The organism is Micromonospora zamorensis (genome assembly GCF_900090275.1).
GTDB lineage: Bacteria > Actinomycetota > Actinomycetes > Mycobacteriales > Micromonosporaceae > Micromonospora > Micromonospora zamorensis.
Window position 1 is genome coordinate 5,754,239 of sequence record NZ_LT607755.1, and the last position, 15,411, is coordinate 5,769,649.

At 73.4% G+C, this 15,411-nt stretch carries 14 protein-coding genes and 1 riboswitch; of the genes, 8 read left to right on the forward strand and 6 right to left on the reverse strand.

Annotated elements, in window-relative coordinates:
* Nucleotides 1–61: 61 nt before the first annotated feature.
* Nucleotides 62–1,372, reverse strand: coding sequence for an AI-2E family transporter (locus GA0070619_RS25680; protein ID WP_231927153.1), 1,311 nt, complete (start codon nt 1,370–1,372; stop codon nt 62–64).
* A gap of 160 nt (nt 1,373–1,532) precedes the next feature.
* Between GA0070619_RS25680 and GA0070619_RS25685 the strand changes: the two genes are divergently transcribed.
* Nucleotides 1,533–1,871 (forward strand): GroES family chaperonin, encoded by a 339-nt coding sequence (locus GA0070619_RS25685; RefSeq protein WP_088950411.1) that lies wholly within the window; start codon nt 1,533–1,535, stop codon nt 1,869–1,871.
* A 93-nt stretch (nt 1,872–1,964) separates the two neighbouring features.
* Complete coding sequence (locus tag GA0070619_RS32890) at nt 1,965–2,132, forward strand: hypothetical protein (protein ID WP_172862117.1); 168 nt, start codon at nt 1,965–1,967, stop codon at nt 2,130–2,132.
* Between the two features lie 20 nt (nt 2,133–2,152).
* Here the strand turns inward: GA0070619_RS32890 and GA0070619_RS25690 are convergent, their stop codons facing one another.
* On the reverse strand, nt 2,153–3,634 hold the full coding sequence (locus GA0070619_RS25690) for a PrsW family intramembrane metalloprotease (protein WP_088950412.1): 1,482 nt from the start codon (nt 3,632–3,634) through the stop codon (nt 2,153–2,155).
* Between the two features lie 23 nt (nt 3,635–3,657).
* Nucleotides 3,658–3,778: riboswitch (SAM riboswitch) on the forward strand.
* Between the two features lie 76 nt (nt 3,779–3,854).
* On the opposite strand from GA0070619_RS25690, the gene GA0070619_RS25695 reads away from it, so the two are divergent.
* Nucleotides 3,855–5,099 (forward strand): aminotransferase class V-fold PLP-dependent enzyme, encoded by a 1,245-nt coding sequence (locus GA0070619_RS25695; protein WP_088952048.1) that lies wholly within the window; start codon nt 3,855–3,857, stop codon nt 5,097–5,099.
* An 18-nt stretch (nt 5,100–5,117) separates the two neighbouring features.
* Here the strand turns inward: GA0070619_RS25695 and GA0070619_RS25700 are convergent, their stop codons facing one another.
* Complete coding sequence (locus GA0070619_RS25700) at nt 5,118–6,353, reverse strand: FUSC family protein (protein WP_088952049.1); 1,236 nt, start codon at nt 6,351–6,353, stop codon at nt 5,118–5,120.
* 106 nt (nt 6,354–6,459) lie between these two features.
* Here GA0070619_RS25700 and GA0070619_RS25705 point away from each other — a divergent pair, with 106 nt between their 5' ends.
* Nucleotides 6,460–7,116 (forward strand): HD domain-containing protein, encoded by a 657-nt coding sequence (locus GA0070619_RS25705; RefSeq protein ID WP_231927154.1) that lies wholly within the window; start codon nt 6,460–6,462, stop codon nt 7,114–7,116.
* Here GA0070619_RS25705 and GA0070619_RS25710 read toward each other — a convergent pair.
* On the reverse strand, nt 7,088–7,372 hold the full coding sequence (locus tag GA0070619_RS25710) for a DUF4031 domain-containing protein (protein WP_088950414.1): 285 nt from the start codon (nt 7,370–7,372) through the stop codon (nt 7,088–7,090). The two genes, GA0070619_RS25705 and GA0070619_RS25710, sit on opposite strands and share 29 nt — an antisense overlap.
* A 68-nt stretch (nt 7,373–7,440) precedes the next feature.
* Here GA0070619_RS25710 and GA0070619_RS25715 point away from each other — a divergent pair, with 68 nt between their 5' ends.
* Nucleotides 7,441–8,841, forward strand: coding sequence for an FAD-binding oxidoreductase (locus tag GA0070619_RS25715; RefSeq protein WP_088950415.1), 1,401 nt, complete (start codon nt 7,441–7,443; stop codon nt 8,839–8,841).
* 12 nt (nt 8,842–8,853) lie between these two features.
* Here GA0070619_RS25715 and GA0070619_RS25720 read toward each other — a convergent pair whose 3' ends face one another.
* Nucleotides 8,854–9,390 carry a hypothetical protein gene (locus tag GA0070619_RS25720; protein WP_088950416.1) on the reverse strand — a complete coding sequence of 179 codons (537 nt, stop codon included), beginning with the start codon at nt 9,388–9,390 and terminating at the stop codon, nt 8,854–8,856.
* An 88-nt stretch (nt 9,391–9,478) separates the two neighbouring features.
* Nucleotides 9,479–11,293: a glycerol-3-phosphate dehydrogenase/oxidase gene (locus GA0070619_RS25725; RefSeq protein WP_088952050.1), complete on the reverse strand. Its 1,815-nt coding sequence runs from the start codon at nt 11,291–11,293 to the stop codon at nt 9,479–9,481.
* Nucleotides 11,294–11,454: 161 nt separating this feature from the next.
* On the opposite strand from GA0070619_RS25725, the gene GA0070619_RS25730 reads away from it, so the two are divergent.
* From GA0070619_RS25730 to GA0070619_RS25740, 3 genes are all read left to right on the forward strand, one after another.
* The gene (locus GA0070619_RS25730) at nt 11,455–14,037 is read left to right on the forward strand and encodes a S8 family serine peptidase (RefSeq protein ID WP_088950417.1); all 2,583 of its coding nucleotides are present in this window, start codon (nt 11,455–11,457) and stop codon (nt 14,035–14,037) included.
* A gap of 68 nt (nt 14,038–14,105) precedes the next feature.
* Nucleotides 14,106–15,041: a GNAT family N-acetyltransferase gene (locus GA0070619_RS25735; protein WP_088950418.1), complete on the forward strand. Its 936-nt coding sequence runs from the start codon at nt 14,106–14,108 to the stop codon at nt 15,039–15,041.
* 78 nt (nt 15,042–15,119) lie between these two features.
* On the forward strand, nt 15,120–15,368 hold the full coding sequence (locus tag GA0070619_RS25740; RefSeq protein ID WP_088950419.1) for a hypothetical protein: 249 nt from the start codon (nt 15,120–15,122) through the stop codon (nt 15,366–15,368).
* Nucleotides 15,369–15,411: the final 43 nt, after the last annotated feature.

A 15,411-nucleotide genomic window follows, 5' to 3' on the forward strand; every position in this document is an offset into this window, starting at 1 on the left:
CGAGCGGGGAGGCCACTGTTTCCACGATCGTGCGCGATCTTGTCGCCGGCGGCCTGGGAGGTCAGGGTGCCTGGGAGGCGACGACCACGGCGTCGGGTGGGGTGTCCGGGACCCTTCGGGCGGCGAGCCGGCGGACCGCGGTGTTCAGCACCGCGATGAGCGGCACGGAGACCAGGGCGCCGGTGATGCCGGCGAGTACGACACCGGCGGCGATACCGATGATCACGGCGAGCGGGTGGAGAGCGACCGCCCGCCCCATGATCAGCGGCTGGAGCACGTGCCCCTCGATCTGCTGCACACCGATCACCGCACCCAGGATGATCAACGCGGTGACCGGGCCGCTGTCGACCAGCGCCACCAACACCGCCACGCCACCGGAGAGCGCCGCACCGACGATCGGGATGAACGCGCCGAGGAAGACCAGCGCGGCCAGTGGGAAGGCGAACGGAACGTCGAAGATGACCAGGAAGATGCCGATGCCGACCGCGTCGATGAAGGCGACCAGCACTGTCGCGCGGACGTAGGCGCCGAGCGTGTGCCAGGAGGCGCGGCCCGCGTCGTCGACCTTCCACCGAGCGGCGACGGGCAGCAGCCGGACCAGGAAACGCCAGATCCGGTTGCCGTCGCGCAGGAAGAAGAACGTCGCGAAGAGCACCAGCAGCGTGCCGGTCAGCACCTCCGCCAGCGTCGCGGCCGTGCTCAGCGCGCCGCTGGTGAAGTTCGAGGTGTTGTCGTTGATCCAGGCCTGCGCCTCGTCGATGTAGCGGTCGAGTTGGCCGTCGGAGAGGTGCAGCGGGCCCGTCTTCAGCCAGTCCTGGATCTGCCGCACGCCTTCCGAGGACTTCTCGCTGAGCTCCGGCACACCGCGGATGAACTCGTTGACCACCAGCGTCAGCGTGCCGATCACCGCGGCCAGGCCGCCGACCAGCACCACCGCCGTCGCCAGCGACCGGGGCAGTCGGGCCCGCAGCAGCCAGCCCACCGCCGGCGCGAGCAGCGCGGAGAGCAGCAGAGCGATGGCCAACGGGATGATCACGATCTTGATCGTGCCGACGATCCGGAGCAGGGCCCAGGCCACCACACCGATCACGATCAGGCGCCAGCACCACGCGGCAGCGATCCGCAGCCCGTGCGGAACGTCAGCGTCATCCCGGCTGGAGGTCGAGCTGTGCAGGTCCACCGGAGGTTCCGCGCCGAAGACCGAGGCGCTCGGCGGTGCGGTCGGCCCCGGAACGGCCGGCGACGCCACCCGGGCGGCGTCCGACACGCCGCTCAACTCCTCGGTCGTGCTGCCCTCGTCGGAGCGCGCCGACTCCTGTCGTGACTGGTAGGCGCGGCGCAGCCGCCCGCGTACCCGCTCGAAGCGGCTCAAGCGCACCTCCTGGCAGAAGAAATCGGTCCGCCCACGGCGACAGGTCGGACAGCATACGTCCGTTGCCGACACCGTAGGGCAGTTCCGCCACACATTGCCCCCGCCACCACCGGCGTAACCACCGGCGGCCGGCCGTCGGCCACACGGTAGCGTCTGCGGCGTGACCGTCGACAACGATCTCGACGCTGGCCTGCCGATCCGCCTGCTGCACGACCGGGTGCTGGTGCGGATGGAGGGCAGCGAGGGCGAACGTCGCTCCACCGCCGGCATCGTCATCCCGGCGACCGCCCAGGTCGGCAAGCGCCTCGCCTGGGCCACCGCCGTGGGGGTGGGCCCGAACGTCCGCGCCATCGTCTCCGGCGACCGGGTGCTCTTCGACCCGGACGACCGCTCCGAGGTCGAGCTGCACGGCCGCGGGTACGTGCTGCTGCGCGAGCGGGACGTGCACGCCGTGGCCGCCGAGCGGATCGAGAACGACCCCACCGGCCTCTACCTCTGACGCACCTCCCCGGGCCACCACGCCCCGCCGCGCGCCGTTTGCCCGGCCGCACGACGGGAAGCCATCCGGCGACCGTGGCCCTGGGGAGGGACGATGCCGGTATTCGTTAAGAAGTTGTTGACCTGGGGCAGCGTCGCGTTCCTGATCTACTTCGTGGCCTTCCGGCCGGACGGCGCCGCACAGATGTTCAAGGCGATCGGGGCAGCGCTGATCGCGATGTTCCAGGGTTTCGGTGACTTCCTCACCACCCTGATGACCTGAGCTGGGCCGCCGGCCGGCCGTCAGGGGTGATTCGGCGGCCAGGGCGCGGGCGGTCGCAGGGCAGCGGGCCAGCCGGACGGGGCGTAGCCCACCGGAGGCGCAGCAGGGGCCAGCACCACCGGAATCGGCACCACCGGCTCGTCCGGCGCGTCCACCGGGCGCTGCGTACCGTCCGGGAAGCGCAGGTGGTAGCGGCTGCCGTCCCAGACCCCGGTCGGGGCCTGCGGGTCCCGGCCGACGAAGAACGACCGGTACGCGGTGATCGCGTCCAACAGCTCCCGCTCCTCTCGTGCGCTCCGGTCCTGGTCGGCGGGCTTGCGGTCCAGGCCGCGCAGCGTGCCGTCACGCAGCAGGGCCAGCCGGGTGGCGGCGGACTGGTAGCCGCGCATGGCGCGCACCCCGGCGTCGCCGGCGACCCGCCGGGCCCATCTGCGGGCCGCGTGCCGCCGGCCGAGGCTGCTCAGCGCGGCCACCTCGGGCGGGCTCAGCCAGCCGGCGCGTACGTAGTCCGGCAGGGTCCGCTCGGTGAGCCGCCCCTCCCAGGCGCGCAGCCACACCGCCAGCCCCACCATCCCGAAGAACACCGGCACCATCAGGCCCAGGAAGCCGTACAGCATGATCAGCGCCTGGCCGGTGGCCTGGGTCAGCGTGGGCAGCAGGTTCCACGTGCCGTGCAACATCATCGCCAGCAGCAGGCCGCCGATCGGGGCGAGCACCCGGACCCGCCGGTCGGCCGTCCGCGCCGCGATGCCCAGCCCCACACCGGTCATCGAGGTGAAGAGCGGGTGAGCGAACCCGAACAGCAGGATCCGCAGGATGAAGATCGCGATGACCTGCTGGATGCCGGTGGCCGGGCCGTACCGGTCGACACCGGACGCGTAGCCCAACCCGCCCAGGTAGAGGATGTTCTCCACCATGGCGAAACCGACCGCGGACAGCCCGCAGTAGACCAGGCCGTCGGTGATCCCGGACCACTCGCGGCGGCGGAACACCAGCAGCAGGATCGGGCCGAGCGCCTTGGTCAACTCCTCGATGAACGGCGCCACCAGCACCCCGGTGAGCGCGGACGGCAGACCCCAGTCCTCGAAGCGGTTGGCCGCGAAGTCGTTCACGGTGAGCGAGGCGGCGGTGGAGACGAACGCTCCCCAGGCGAAGCAGAAGATCAGATATTTCAACGGCTCCGGTTCGTACCGGTCCAGCCAGAGGAAGCAGGCGACCAGCACCGGAACCGGCAGGATGGCGGCGGCCACCCCGATCAGCAGGGCCTGCACGCCGAGCGACTGGCCGAGCGTGAAGACCATGAACACCGCGCAGGCGGCGATGAGCAGCACCACCCCGGCCAGCGCCAGGAACCGTCGCCAGCCCAGTCGGCGCAGCGGCATCCGGGGTGCCTCGCCGACGGACGGGGCCGCTGGCGCGGGCGACGACGGCAGGGGTGAACCGGGCGGGGTGTCGGCCATGCGGTCAGCGTAGCGATCTGCCGCCGGCTGGTCCGGTCGCATCGGCAGCCGCTATGCTGCCGGCAGGTCACGAGCGCCAGCGTCAAGCCCCGGCTTGCTGGCCGGCAACCCTCGTCGAGTTCGCGGTGGGGTGCCCCGGGTGATGACCGGGCCCAGCCCGATCGGTGTGCTGGGCAAGCGCGGACCCCGTCCCGATGCCGCACCCGGGGTCCCTGACCCCGGAGGTTCCGGCGTGTCCGTCACCCTTGTCTCCTCGCTGCCCATCCGCGTCGACGCCGCGCCCCGGCCGGCCTCGTCGCGACCGCTGGACGTCCTCGGCGTGCCGGGCGAGATCAACCTGGACTACGCGGCCAGCGCACCGTGCGCGCGGGCCGCCGCCGACGCGGTGACCGAACTGCTGCCCTGGTACGCGAGCGTGCATCGTGGGGCGGGAGCGCTGTCCCGGCGCTGCACCCTCGCCTACGAGCAGGCCCGCCAGACGGTCGGTGACTTCTTCGGCGGCCGCGCCGACGACCACGTGATCTTCACCCGCAACACGACCGACGCGCTCAACCTGCTGGCGCGGGCCCTGCCGGCCGGCACGACAGTGGTCACCAACGCCTCCGAGCACCACGCCAACCTGCTGCCCTGGCCGCGCGGCTCGGTGCGGTTGCCGGTGCCCACCGACCCCGACGCGGCGGTACGCGACCTCGCCGCCGCCCTCACCGAGCTGCGCCGGGGCAGCAACCCGGCGCTGCCGGTGCTGGTCGCGGTGACCGGTGCCAGCAACGTGACAGGTGAGCTGTGGCCGGTCGCCGAGCTGGCCCGGGTGGCACACGGGCACGGCGCCCGGATCGTGCTGGACGCCGCGCAACTCGCCCCGCACGTCCCGGTCGACCTGCTCGCCCTCGACGTCGACTATCTGGCCGTGTCCGGCCACAAGCTGTACGCGCCGTTCGGTGCGGGTGTGCTCATCGGCCGGGCGGACTGGCTGGACGACGCCCCGCCGTACCTGGCCGGTGGTGGTGCCACCAGCCACGTCGGGCCGGCGACCCACGACGTGACCTGGGCGACCGGGCCGGCCCGGCACGAGGGCGGCACCCCGAACCTGCTCGGCGCGGTGGCGCTGGCAGCCGTGTGTGCGGCGCTCGACGACGCCGACCGGGCCGCACTGGCCGCCCACGAGCAGGCGCTGCTGGCTCGACTGCGCTCCGGCATCGCCGCCCTGCCGCACGTCGTGGAGCTGCGCACCTTCGGTCCGGACGCGCCCCGGGTCGGGATCGTCTCGTTCGTGGTCGCCGGCTGGGAATCCAGCGACGTGGCCGCGCGACTGGCGGCCGAGCACCACATCGGCGTACGCGACGGCTTGTTCTGCGCTCACCCGCTGGCCCGGCGGCTGCTCACCGAGGCGGCGGGGCGTACCGGTCGGCGGGACCTGCCGCCCACCGCGCTGCGTGCCAGCATCGGCCTGGGCAGCACGGCGGCCCAGGTGGACCGGCTGCTCGCCGCGCTTGCCGAGCTGGGCTGAGGCCTCCGCGCGCCTCGCTCAGCCGACCGGCGGGGCGGTGGGTGGTTTCGGCGCCTCGCCCGGCTCGGCGGGCTCTCCGACGGGGCGCTCCTGCTCACCGAAGGCGGTGCGGATCCACCGGTTCGCCTCCTCCTGTTCGATTCCGGAGGCCACCAGCAGGTCGCTCGCGGTGGTCCGGATCTGGGCGACCACCACACTGCCCGAGAAGCCGACCCCGTCGGCGTACGCTCGCCCGGCCTCGCTGACGGCCCGCAGCGACCGCTCGCGGGCCTTCTCCGGTTCCTCGCCGGCGGCGAACTCGTGTTTGAGCAGCCGGACCGACTCGGCGAGGTGGTTGATCGCGTCCGGCATCGGATCGGGCACCGGTTCCTCGTCCTCGACCAGGGTCACGGACCTGCGGATCAGCGTGCCGCTGTTGCGCATCGCCCGGTCGATCGGGTCGGCCGCCTCCGCGTAGTGGGTCAACTCGTCGCGGCGGTGCCACCGGGCCGGGGAGAGGGTGGCTGTCTCCTTCGCGCCCTCGATCGCCTCCCCCAACGTGGCCAGCTCCTCCTTGTTGTTACGCAGCCGGTCCAGTGCCCGCTGGATGCCGGCGCGGTCCCGGCTGCGCAGCCCGTCGGCGGTGGCGTCGAGTTGGGCGGCGAGCAGGTCCAGCGCCGGCCGGGCGGCCCGGTTGATCACCCGGAGCGGGTTCAGTGGCAGCAGCACAGCCGTGACCAGCAGCGCGATCCCACCGCCGAGGAACGCGTCGACGAAGCGGGGGATCTCCAGGTTCTGGGTCGACGGGCTCAGCGTGACGATCAGCACCGCCGTGGCCGCCGCCTGGATGACGATGGCGACGCTCGCCCCGGCGAAGATCGTAAGCAGGATCGCCACCGTGACCACCAGGCCGAGCTGCCACGCCCCGGTGCCGAGAAAATAGATCAACAGGTCGCCGACGCCCACCCCGACGCCCACCCCGACGATCAACTCCACGGTCCGGCGGAACCGCTGGCCGACCGACGCGGCCAGGGTGCCGACCGCGGAGATCGGCGCGAACACCGGTTGCGGGTTGCCGAGCAGCCGGTGCGAGACGAAGTACGCCAGCCCGGCAGCCAGCCCGGCCTGCACGGCGAGTCCGCCGGCCATCCGCACCCGGTGCAGCCGGTCGTGCAGGGTGGCCCGGCCGCGATGGCGCAGCTCCTCGGTGGCCTCGGCGATCCGGGCACCGTCGATGTCCACCAGCCCTTTGCGCAGCGCGGTACGTCGCACCATTGGAGGTCGCTTGTCCCGGGCCACGGCCATGGGCGCGACTACCCGTGGTGGGCCCGCTGAATCCTCCCTTCTCGCGCCTCGTGGGCGGATGCGGCAGACTCGGGCGGTGGTTGATCTGCTGGATCGCTGGCGAATCGCGGCCCGGGGCGCCGGTGCGGGTTCGGGCCTGACGTCGACCGGTGCCGGGGAGCAGCTGCTCGCCCGGTGGCGGGAGCCGCACCGGCACTATCACACGGTGGCCCACCTGACGGCGGTGCTCGACGTGGTGGACGAGCACGCCGACCTGGCCGGCCGACCCGACGTGGTCCGGTTGGCGGCATGGTTCCACGATGCCGTCTACGACCCGCGGGCCGCCGGCGACGCCAACGAACGCGACAGTGCCGCGCTGGCCGAGAGCGTGCTCGCCGGGCTCGGAGTGCCGGCACCCACGGCGGCGGAGGTGCGCCGGCTGGTACTGCTCACCGCCGGGCACACCGTGGCTCCGGGCGACCCGGACGGCGCCCTGCTGTGCGACGCGGACCTCGCCGTGCTGGCCGCCCCGCCGGCCGACTACGACAGGTACGCGGCAGCCATCCGGCGGGAGTACGCACACGTGCCGGAGCCGGCCTTCCGGGCCGGGCGGGCCGCGGTGTTGACCGGCCTGCTGGCGCTGCCCGCGCTGTTCCGGCTGCCGCCGCTGGCCGCCCGATGGGAGGAGCCTGCCCGGGACAACGTGCGCCGCGAGCTGGCCACGCTCAGCGAGGGGTCGACGGACGCGGGCTGACCAGGTGTTTCGGGCGACGCAGTCCCGCGGAGCGGAGCAACCGGACCAGCTCCCGGCTCGGCACCACCTGGGCACCGAGCCACACCGCCGCCGCGAACCGGTCGGCCGGAATGTCGTAGTGGTCCCGGTCGAAGCCGCGTCGGGGCGCGCCGAGTGTCTCGGCGAAGGCGTGCAGCTCGGCGTACGAGACGTCGCTGATCAGGTGCGACCAGAGCCGACCACGCCACGGCCAGGCAGGCCGGTCCAGGTAGAGCATGGTGCCCAAGCTATCTCGCTCAGTTGATCATGTTGATGATCGCCCGCTGGCGACCTAGCCTCGGCTGCATGGCCCCCACCAATCTCCTCGACGACCTGCGCGACGCGCTCGGTGGCGACGCCGTGCTCACCGACCCGGACCTGCTGCGGATGCACCAGCGGGACGAGGCCGACCTGTGCGCCGCCGGCACCCCGCTCGTGGTGACCCGTCCGCGCAGCACCGAACAGGTGGTCGCCGTGGTCCGGGCAGCGGCGCGGCACGGCGTACCCGTGGTGCCGCAGGGTGCGCGGACCGGGTTGGCCGGCGCGGCGAACGCGGTGGACGGCGCGGTGGTGCTGAGCACCGTGGCGATGGACGAGATCCGGGAGATCGACCCGGTGAGCCGGATCGCTGTGGTCCAACCCGGGGTGGTCAACGCGGCGCTGGCCGGGGCGGTGGCGAAGCAGGGCCTCTGGTATCCGCCGGATCCCGGCTCCTGGGAGTCGTCGACGATCGGCGGCAACGTGGCCACCAACGCCGGTGGCATGTGCTGCGTGAAGTACGGCGTGACCACCGAGTACGTCCTCGGCCTGGAGGTGGTGCTCGCCTCCGGTGAGGTGCTGCGCACCGGCCGGCGTACGGCCAAGGGGGTGGCCGGGTACGACCTGACCCGGCTCTTCGTCGGCTCGGAGGGCACCCTCGGGGTGATCACGGAGGTGACCGTGGCGTTGCGGCCCGCGCCGGCCGAGTCGCTGACCCTGGTGGCGGTCTTTCCGTCCACTGCGGCGGCCGGCGCCGCAGTGGCCGAGATCGCGGCCCGCGGGCTCACGCCCAGCCTGTTGGAACTGCTCGACCAGACCCACCTGCGGGCGATCGAGGCGTACCAGCCGATGGGGCTGCGGACCGACGCGCAGGCCCTGCTGCTGGCCTCCGTGGACACCGGCAGCCGAGCCGCCGACGACCTTGCCGCCCTGGCCGCTGTGTGCGAGGCGGCCGGCGCCGACGAGGTCTACGCGGCCACCGACGCGGTGGAGGCGGCGGCGCTGCTCCAGGCCCGCCGGCTGGCCCACCCCGCCATGGAGAAGTTCGCCGCCGACGCCTACCCGGGTGGCAACGGCGGTCTGGTGATCGACGACGTGGCAGTGCCGCGCGGTTCGCTTGCCGCGCTGCTGGACGGGGTGGCCCGCATCGCGGCGGAGTGCGAGGTGCCGATCGGTGTGGTGGGGCACGCCGGGGACGGCAACATGCACCCGAACATCGTGGTCGACCGGGCCGATCCGGCGAGTGTGGAGCGGGGCCGGCGGGCGTTCGACGAGATCATGCAGCTCGGCTTGGACCTCGGCGGCACGTGCACCGGCGAGCACGGGGTGGGGCTGCTCAAGCGGGACTGGCTGGCCCGGGAGATCGGGCCGGTCGGCGTCCGGGTGCACCAGGCGATCAAGTCGGCGCTCGACCCGGCTGGTCTGCTCAACCCGGGCAAGGTGCTCTGACCTGGCTGAAGGTCAGCCCTTGACCTCGGCCGGGGTCGCCTGGGTGAGCAGCAGCAGGATCTCCCCGGCGACCGGCGTGCGCTCCTCACCAGGGCAGTCCTGCGAGGTGATCAGCCCGGTCGAGGTGAGCAGGCTGGACGTCAACGCGTCGATGCAGGTGGTCCGGTACCTCCGGGCCTGATCGGTCTCGGCGGCCAACTTCGGGTTGGCGAGCAGCACCTGGAGCCGTTCGGTCAGCTCCGGCGCGAGGGTGCCCCGGGAGGTGACCCCGTCGCCGGCGCAGTCGAGGCACTGCCACGCGCCGTTGCGCTCGACGCTCAGGGTGCGCATCGGCCCGTCTTCGCCGAGCCGCTGGAGCAGGCTGACCTGACCGGCGGCGACCGTGGTCGGGATCTCCAGCTGCGATCCGCCCCCCGCAACCGGGGCGGATGGCTGCGCCAGAGTCGTACCCGGCTTGTCCCGGTCGAACAGCGAGCACCCGGTCAGGGCACCGACGAGCGCGACGGCGAGGAGGGGTAGGAGCAGACGAGGGTGCGCGCGGGGTAGCACGCGCGGAAACCTACCCCACCGTAGGTAGCGACCGAAACCACCATCCGGGTCGGTATCGATGGTTACCCATTGGTAACGTCGCAATTCGTCATCGAGCGGACGGACGCAGCTCCGCCTGATCGTCGCCGCCACGGTCGGCGGCGTAACCCCGCACGTCCGGAGCGCCGAGCCGAGCGGCGTCCGCCGCGGCGTCGTCCGGCATCAACTGGGACTGCCGCTCCGCCTCCACCCGGGCGCGGTAGTGCTCCACCTCGCGGGCCCGGGTCGCCTCGTCCCAGCCGAGCACCGCGCCCATCAGCTCGGCGGTGTGCTCCGCGGACTCCAGCCCTCGGTGGCTGGTCTCGAACGAGATCCGGGTCCGCCGGGTCAGCACGTCCTCCAGGTGCAGCGCACCCTCGGCCCGCGCCGCGTACGCGACCTCCGCCGCCAGATACTCCGGAGCACCCGCCAGCGGAGACGCGAGCAACGGATCGGCGTCGACCAGGGCCAGCAGGTCCAGGGTGAGGGTGCCGTACCGCTCCAGCAGGTGCTCCACCACACCCACCGGCACGCCGTGCCGGCGGGCCAGGTCGGCCCGGTCCCTCCACATCGCCGGGTAGCCGTCGGCACCCAGCAGAGGCAGATCGGCGGTACGCGACGAGCGCGCGCCGCCGAGCCGGCGGGCCGCCCGGTCGACCACGTCGGAGGCCATCACCCGGTACGTCGTGTACTTGCCACCGGCGACCAGCAGCAGTCCGAGCATGGGCTCGAAGACCGCGTGTTCGCGGGAGAGCTTCGACGTCGAGTCGGCCTCGCCGGCCAGCAATGGCCGCAGCCCCGCGTACACCCCCTCGATGTCGGCGGTGGTCAACGGCCGGTCCAGCACGGTGTTGACCTGCTGCAACAGGTAGTCGATGTCGCGGGCCGAGGCGGCCGGGTGAGACCGGTCCAGCCGCCAGTCAGTGTCCGTCGTGCCGATGATCCAGTGCCCGCCCCACGGGATGACGAAGAGCACCGAACTCGCCGTGCGCAGGATGAGCCCCGCCTCGCCGGTGATCGCCGAGCGGGGCACCACCAGGTGCACCCCCTTCGACGCGCGCACCCGGACGCCCGGCCGCAGGCCCACGTCGTTGAGCATCCGCGACATGTCGTCGCTCCAGACACCGGTGGCGGCGATGACGGTACGGGCGTGCACCTCGAACTCCGCGTCCGGCGAACCGGCCGGCGCCTCCAGGTCACGGACGCGGACACCGGTCACCTCACGCGCCTGCCGGATCAGCCCGACGGCGCGGGCGCTGCTCACGACCGTGGCACCGAGGCTGGCGGCGGTGCGGGCGAGGGTCACCACCAGGCGGGCGTCGTCGACCTGCCCGTCGTAGTAGCGGATCGCCCCGGCCAGCGTGTCGGGCCGCAGACTCGGGAAGACCCGCCGGGCCCCCTCACGGGTCAGGTGCCGGTGCAGTGGCATGCCCCGGCCACCGCCGAAGATCCCGGCGAAGGCGTCGTAGGCAGCCACACCCGCGCCGTAGTAGGAGCGGCGGAAGATGCGGGCCGGCAGGTCCCGCAGCCCTCGCCCGGCGGGCAGGGGCACCAGGATCGGCACCGGACGCACCAGGTGCGGCGCGAGCCGGGTGGCGAGCAGGCCGCGCTCGGTGAGCGCCTCGTGCACCAGGTGGAACTCCAACTGCTCCAGGTAGCGCAGGCCACCGTGGATGAGTTTGCTCGACCGACTGGAGGTGCCCGCCGCGAGGTCACGCGCCTCGACGAGGGCCACCTTGAGGCCCCGGGACGCCGCGTCCAGAGCGGCACCGGCACCGGTCACCCCGCCCCCGATGACCAGGACGTCGAAGCGCTCGGCGCGCAGTCGACGCAGGTCGGACACACGGCGGACCGGCGAGAGCTGGCCGGCGACGGATCGGGAGATGTTGGGGTCACGCACAGGTCCACGGTAACCGCCATGCCACCGTGCCGGCATTCGCCGCCCGCCCGGCTGACGGAAACTGTCCAGCACCGGCACGGTTCTCCGGTCGACCCGCAACACGACGGTCGGATGGAAACCGCTCGCCGTGGTCGTAAGGTTCTCGGATGCAAGGTCACCCCGCGCAACCCGGATTCAGCGACCGCAGCTCCCCGTGGTCGGTGGTCGCAGCCGTGCTGGTCGGCTGCTGGACGGTCGCGGTCACCGCGGCCACCCAGACCGGCGGCTGGGTCACCGATCAGGTGCTGCTGGGCTTCGGGCTGGACCGCGTCGGCTGGCTCTGGCCGGTGCTCGGCCTGACCACAGTCGTGCTGGTGGGCACACCCGCCCTGCTGCTGGCCGTGCTGCCCCGGTCGGCTGCGGTCCGGGCCACCGGGAAAGCCTGGCTGATCGGGGGTCTCGCCCTCGGCGTGCTCACGCTGCTGCGGGTCGTGCCGCCGGTGCACCACGAGGCGTACCTCGCCGGGCTGGCCGGCGTCGCGCTGCTCACCGCGCTAGCCGCGCGCTGGTCGGCGCGACGATCGTCCGGCCCGGATGTCGACACCGCGCCCGCCGCCGCACAGTGGGCCGGCGAGCGCACTGAGCAACGCGACGCCACCGGTGGTGCGGCGCTGAACGACGATGCCGCCGCCCGAGCCGAGACCGTCGCAGGCCCGGGGTCGAGCGCCGACGCCGCCGGGAGTCCGAACCCGGTCGGACGTCAACGTGGATCGCATCGGACCGGACCGGTGCCTCTGCTCGCGGTCGCCGCCGGGTTGGCGCTGCTGCTGCCGTGGGCCTGGCTGGGCGCGCTCGGCGGGCTCCTGGAAACCGCGCTCGCGCTGTTGGCGGCAGCCGCGCTGGGGGTGCTGGCCGCGACACTGTTGGACGCCACCTTCTGGGCCCGGTTCGCTGTTGGCCGACCGCCGCGGCCGGCCCGGCTCGTCCTGCTGGGAGGTCTGGTCGCCGGGGTGGCGCTGCTGCTGCTCGCGGCCGGCACCGGCCAGTCCGGCGCACAGTTGCCCGCGCTGCTGACCCTTCCCCCGGTGGGTTTCGCACTGGCCGCGCTGTGGGCCGCGGCCTGGCGACCCAGCACCGACCCGGCCGTCGCCGCACGCGCCGGCCGGACGGCGACCGGCTGGCTCGTGGGCCTGGCCGCACTCGGCCCGCTGGCCTTCACCGACCCGGAAGAGATCACCCTGCTACTTGTCGGCACCCGGGACATCCCGTTCTGGGTGGCGGTCGCCGCCGGCACCGGGCTCGCCGTCGCGGTCCTGGTCGCCATCGGGTACGCGGTGCTGCTCGCCCGGCCGACGGCACGTACCCCGAGTCGCCGGTCGGCAGCGGTGGCGGCCGTGGTGCTGCTGGTGGCGTTCGGTGTGGTCGACCTGGGTCCGGGCCAACCGGGCCTGCACGGCGAGCGGCTGTTCGTGGTGCTGCGGGCGCAGGCCGATCTGAGTGGACTGCCGGCCGGCGCTGCGGGTCGGGCCGGGAGGGACGCCCGTGCGACGGAGGTCTACCGACGGCTGGTGACGACCGCCGAGCAGAGCCAGGCCGACCTGCTCCGGGGGTTGCGTCGACTGCGACTCGATCCGGTGTCGTACTACCTGGTCAACGCGGTGGAGGTCGACGGCGGTCCGGCGGTGCGGGCGTGGCTCGCCCGCCGGCCTGAGGTGGCCCGGGTGCTGGTCAGCCAACGTCTGCGGCCACTGCCGGCCCCGGCGGGGCAGAGCCGCGGCACCGCGCCCAGGCCCACCGGCCCGGAGTGGAACATCCGCCAGATCGGCGCGGACCGGGTGTGGTCCCAGCTCGGGGTGACGGGCACGGGCATCGTGGTGGGCAGCTCGGATTCGGGGGTGGACGGCGCCCATCCGGCGCTGCGCGCCGGGTTCCGGGGCGGAGACGATTCCTGGTACGACCCGTGGGACGACACCCGCAGCCCGACCGACCAGGGTGGGCACGGCACCCACACGGTGGGCAGTGCGGTGGGGCGCGACGGCATCGGGGTGGCGCCGGACGCGCAGTGGGTGGGCTGCGTCAACCTGGACCGCAACCTCGGCAGCCCTGCGCACTACCTGGACTGCCTCCAGTTCATGCTGGCGCCCTTCCCGACCGGCGGCGACCCGTTGACCGACGGCCGTCCGGAGCGCGCCCCACAGGTGCTCACCAACTCCTGGGGTTGCCCGCCCATCGAGGGTTGCGACCAGCGCGTGCTGCGGCCGGCCACCGCCGCGCTGGACGCCGCCGGGATCTTCGTGGTCGCCGCGGCCGGCAACACCGGGCCGTGGTGCGCGTCGATCGACGACCCACCGGCGCCGTACGCGGACGTGTTGACCGTGGGTGCGGTGGACGCGCAGCGCCGGGTCGCCGAGTTCTCCTCGCGCGGGCCGGTGCCGGGTGCGAGCAAGCCGGACGTGCTGGCACCGGGTGTGGGTGTGGTGTCGGCCATGCCGGGCGGCACGTACGCCGCGCTGGACGGCACGTCGATGGCGACCCCGCAGGTGGCCGGGGTGGTCGCGCTGATGTGGTCGGCGAACCCGGCGCTGGTCGGCGACGTGGCCCGGACCCGGCAGATCCTGCGGGACACCGCCACGGCGGCGACGCCCACCTACCGCTCCGACAACCCGTCCGACACCTGTGGTGCCCCGTCGAACGTCACGGGTGCCGGTGAGGTGGACGCGTACGCCGCCGTGCGCGCCGCCCAGCAATAGGCAGGTTTCCTTCCGGATCCGACGGGCGGGAGCGCGGGCCGCCACACGGTGTTCTAGGGTCGGCGACCATGGACGCCGAGATCACCGTCACCGAGCTGACCCCCGACCTGGCCGACACCGTTGTACGGCTCTGCGAGCAGGCTCTCGACCTGCCCGAGGACGCCACCGAGGCCGCCGCCATCGTGGACGTACTCTGGCCCCGGGCCGCCGCCGACCGGCCGGTGGTCGGGCTGGGCGCGTACCGGGGTGCGGACCTGGTCGGGGTGCTGTTCTGCTCGGTCTCGTCGGCCGAGCCGGGCATCGGGCACGTCGACCTGGTCGCGGTCCGTGCGGATCAGCGCCGCCGGGGCGTCGGCCGGGCGCTGCTGCGGCGGGCCGAGCAGGTGCTGGCCGAGCGCGGAGCGACCGAGGTGCTGCTGGCCGGGAACCCGCCGTACTACGCGTGGCCGGGCATCGACGTCCGCTACACCCCGGCGGTCTGCGCCGCCCTCGCGCTCGGCTACCAGCAGGACCGGACCGCCTGGAACATGACCGCCGACCTGTCGTACGACGGGTCACCGGCACTGCGGTCCACCGAGGCGGCGGAGCGGCGGCTGGCCGATCAGGGCATCACGGTGCGCCGGGCGGAGCCGGCGGATCTCCCGGCGTTGACCGCGTTCGCCCGGTCCAACTTCGGCGGCACGTGGGACGGCGAGTTGGCCGGGTCGGTGGGTCGTGACGGCGCCGGCTGCCACCTGGCGGAGCGGGGCGGCGAGGTGCTCGGCTTCGCCGCGTACGGGTCGTCCCGGCCGAGCTGGTTCGGACCGATGGGCACCGCACCGGCGGCCGAGGGGTCGGGCATCGGTGGTGTGCTGCTGCGGCGCTGCCTGCGCGACCAGCAGGCGGCGGGGCTGACCCGGGCGGAGATCGGCTGGGTGGGGCCCGTGCCGTTCTACTCGGGCAGCGCGGGTGCCCGGATCGAGCGGGTCTTCTTCCTGTACCGGAGGGCCCTGCCGGTGGCATAACCGGGGCAAAGGGGACATTGATCCATTCGCCCGCGTCGGTCATCGACGCCCCCTACCGTTTCGGTAGAGGAGGCAGCCATGACCACGGATGACGACCAGACCGAGGACGGCCCGCCGATCACCTGGAAACCGGTCGGCGAACTCCCCGGCCAACTGCCGTTCGACCGGCTCGACTACGGCGACGCCGAGCAACTGGCCGAGATGACCACCGACGACGGGTCGGCGGTCGTCGAGGAGTCACGGGAGATGGTGGACGAGCCGATCAAACTGCTTCCGCCGTACGACCGGGCACAGAAGCGGCGCAACCAGCGCCCACTGCCGACCTGACGACGAACGGGGCGGACCGCGTCAGCGGCCCGCCCCGTTCCGT

What these genes read in the sequence shown, in the direction of transcription:
- GA0070619_RS25710 (WP_088950414.1), bottom strand. Translation starts at nt 7,372, where the DNA reads ATGCTCTACCTGGACCGGCCTGCCTGGCCGTGGCGTGGTCGGCTCTGG.
- GA0070619_RS25740 (WP_088950419.1), top strand. Translation starts at nt 15,120, where the DNA reads ATGACCACGGATGACGACCAGACCGAGGACGGCCCGCCGATCACCTGG.
- GA0070619_RS32890 (WP_172862117.1), top strand. Translation starts at nt 1,965, where the DNA reads ATGCCGGTATTCGTTAAGAAGTTGTTGACCTGGGGCAGCGTCGCGTTC.
- GA0070619_RS25690 (WP_088950412.1), bottom strand. Translation starts at nt 3,634, where the DNA reads ATGCGACCGGACCAGCCGGCGGCAGATCGCTACGCTGACCGCATGGCC.
- GA0070619_RS25700 (WP_088952049.1), bottom strand. Translation starts at nt 6,353, where the DNA reads ATGGTGCGACGTACCGCGCTGCGCAAAGGGCTGGTGGACATCGACGGT.
- GA0070619_RS25715 (WP_088950415.1), top strand. Translation starts at nt 7,441, where the DNA reads ATGGCCCCCACCAATCTCCTCGACGACCTGCGCGACGCGCTCGGTGGC.
- GA0070619_RS25730 (WP_088950417.1), top strand. Translation starts at nt 11,455, where the DNA reads ATGCAAGGTCACCCCGCGCAACCCGGATTCAGCGACCGCAGCTCCCCG.
- GA0070619_RS25735 (WP_088950418.1), top strand. Translation starts at nt 14,106, where the DNA reads ATGGACGCCGAGATCACCGTCACCGAGCTGACCCCCGACCTGGCCGAC.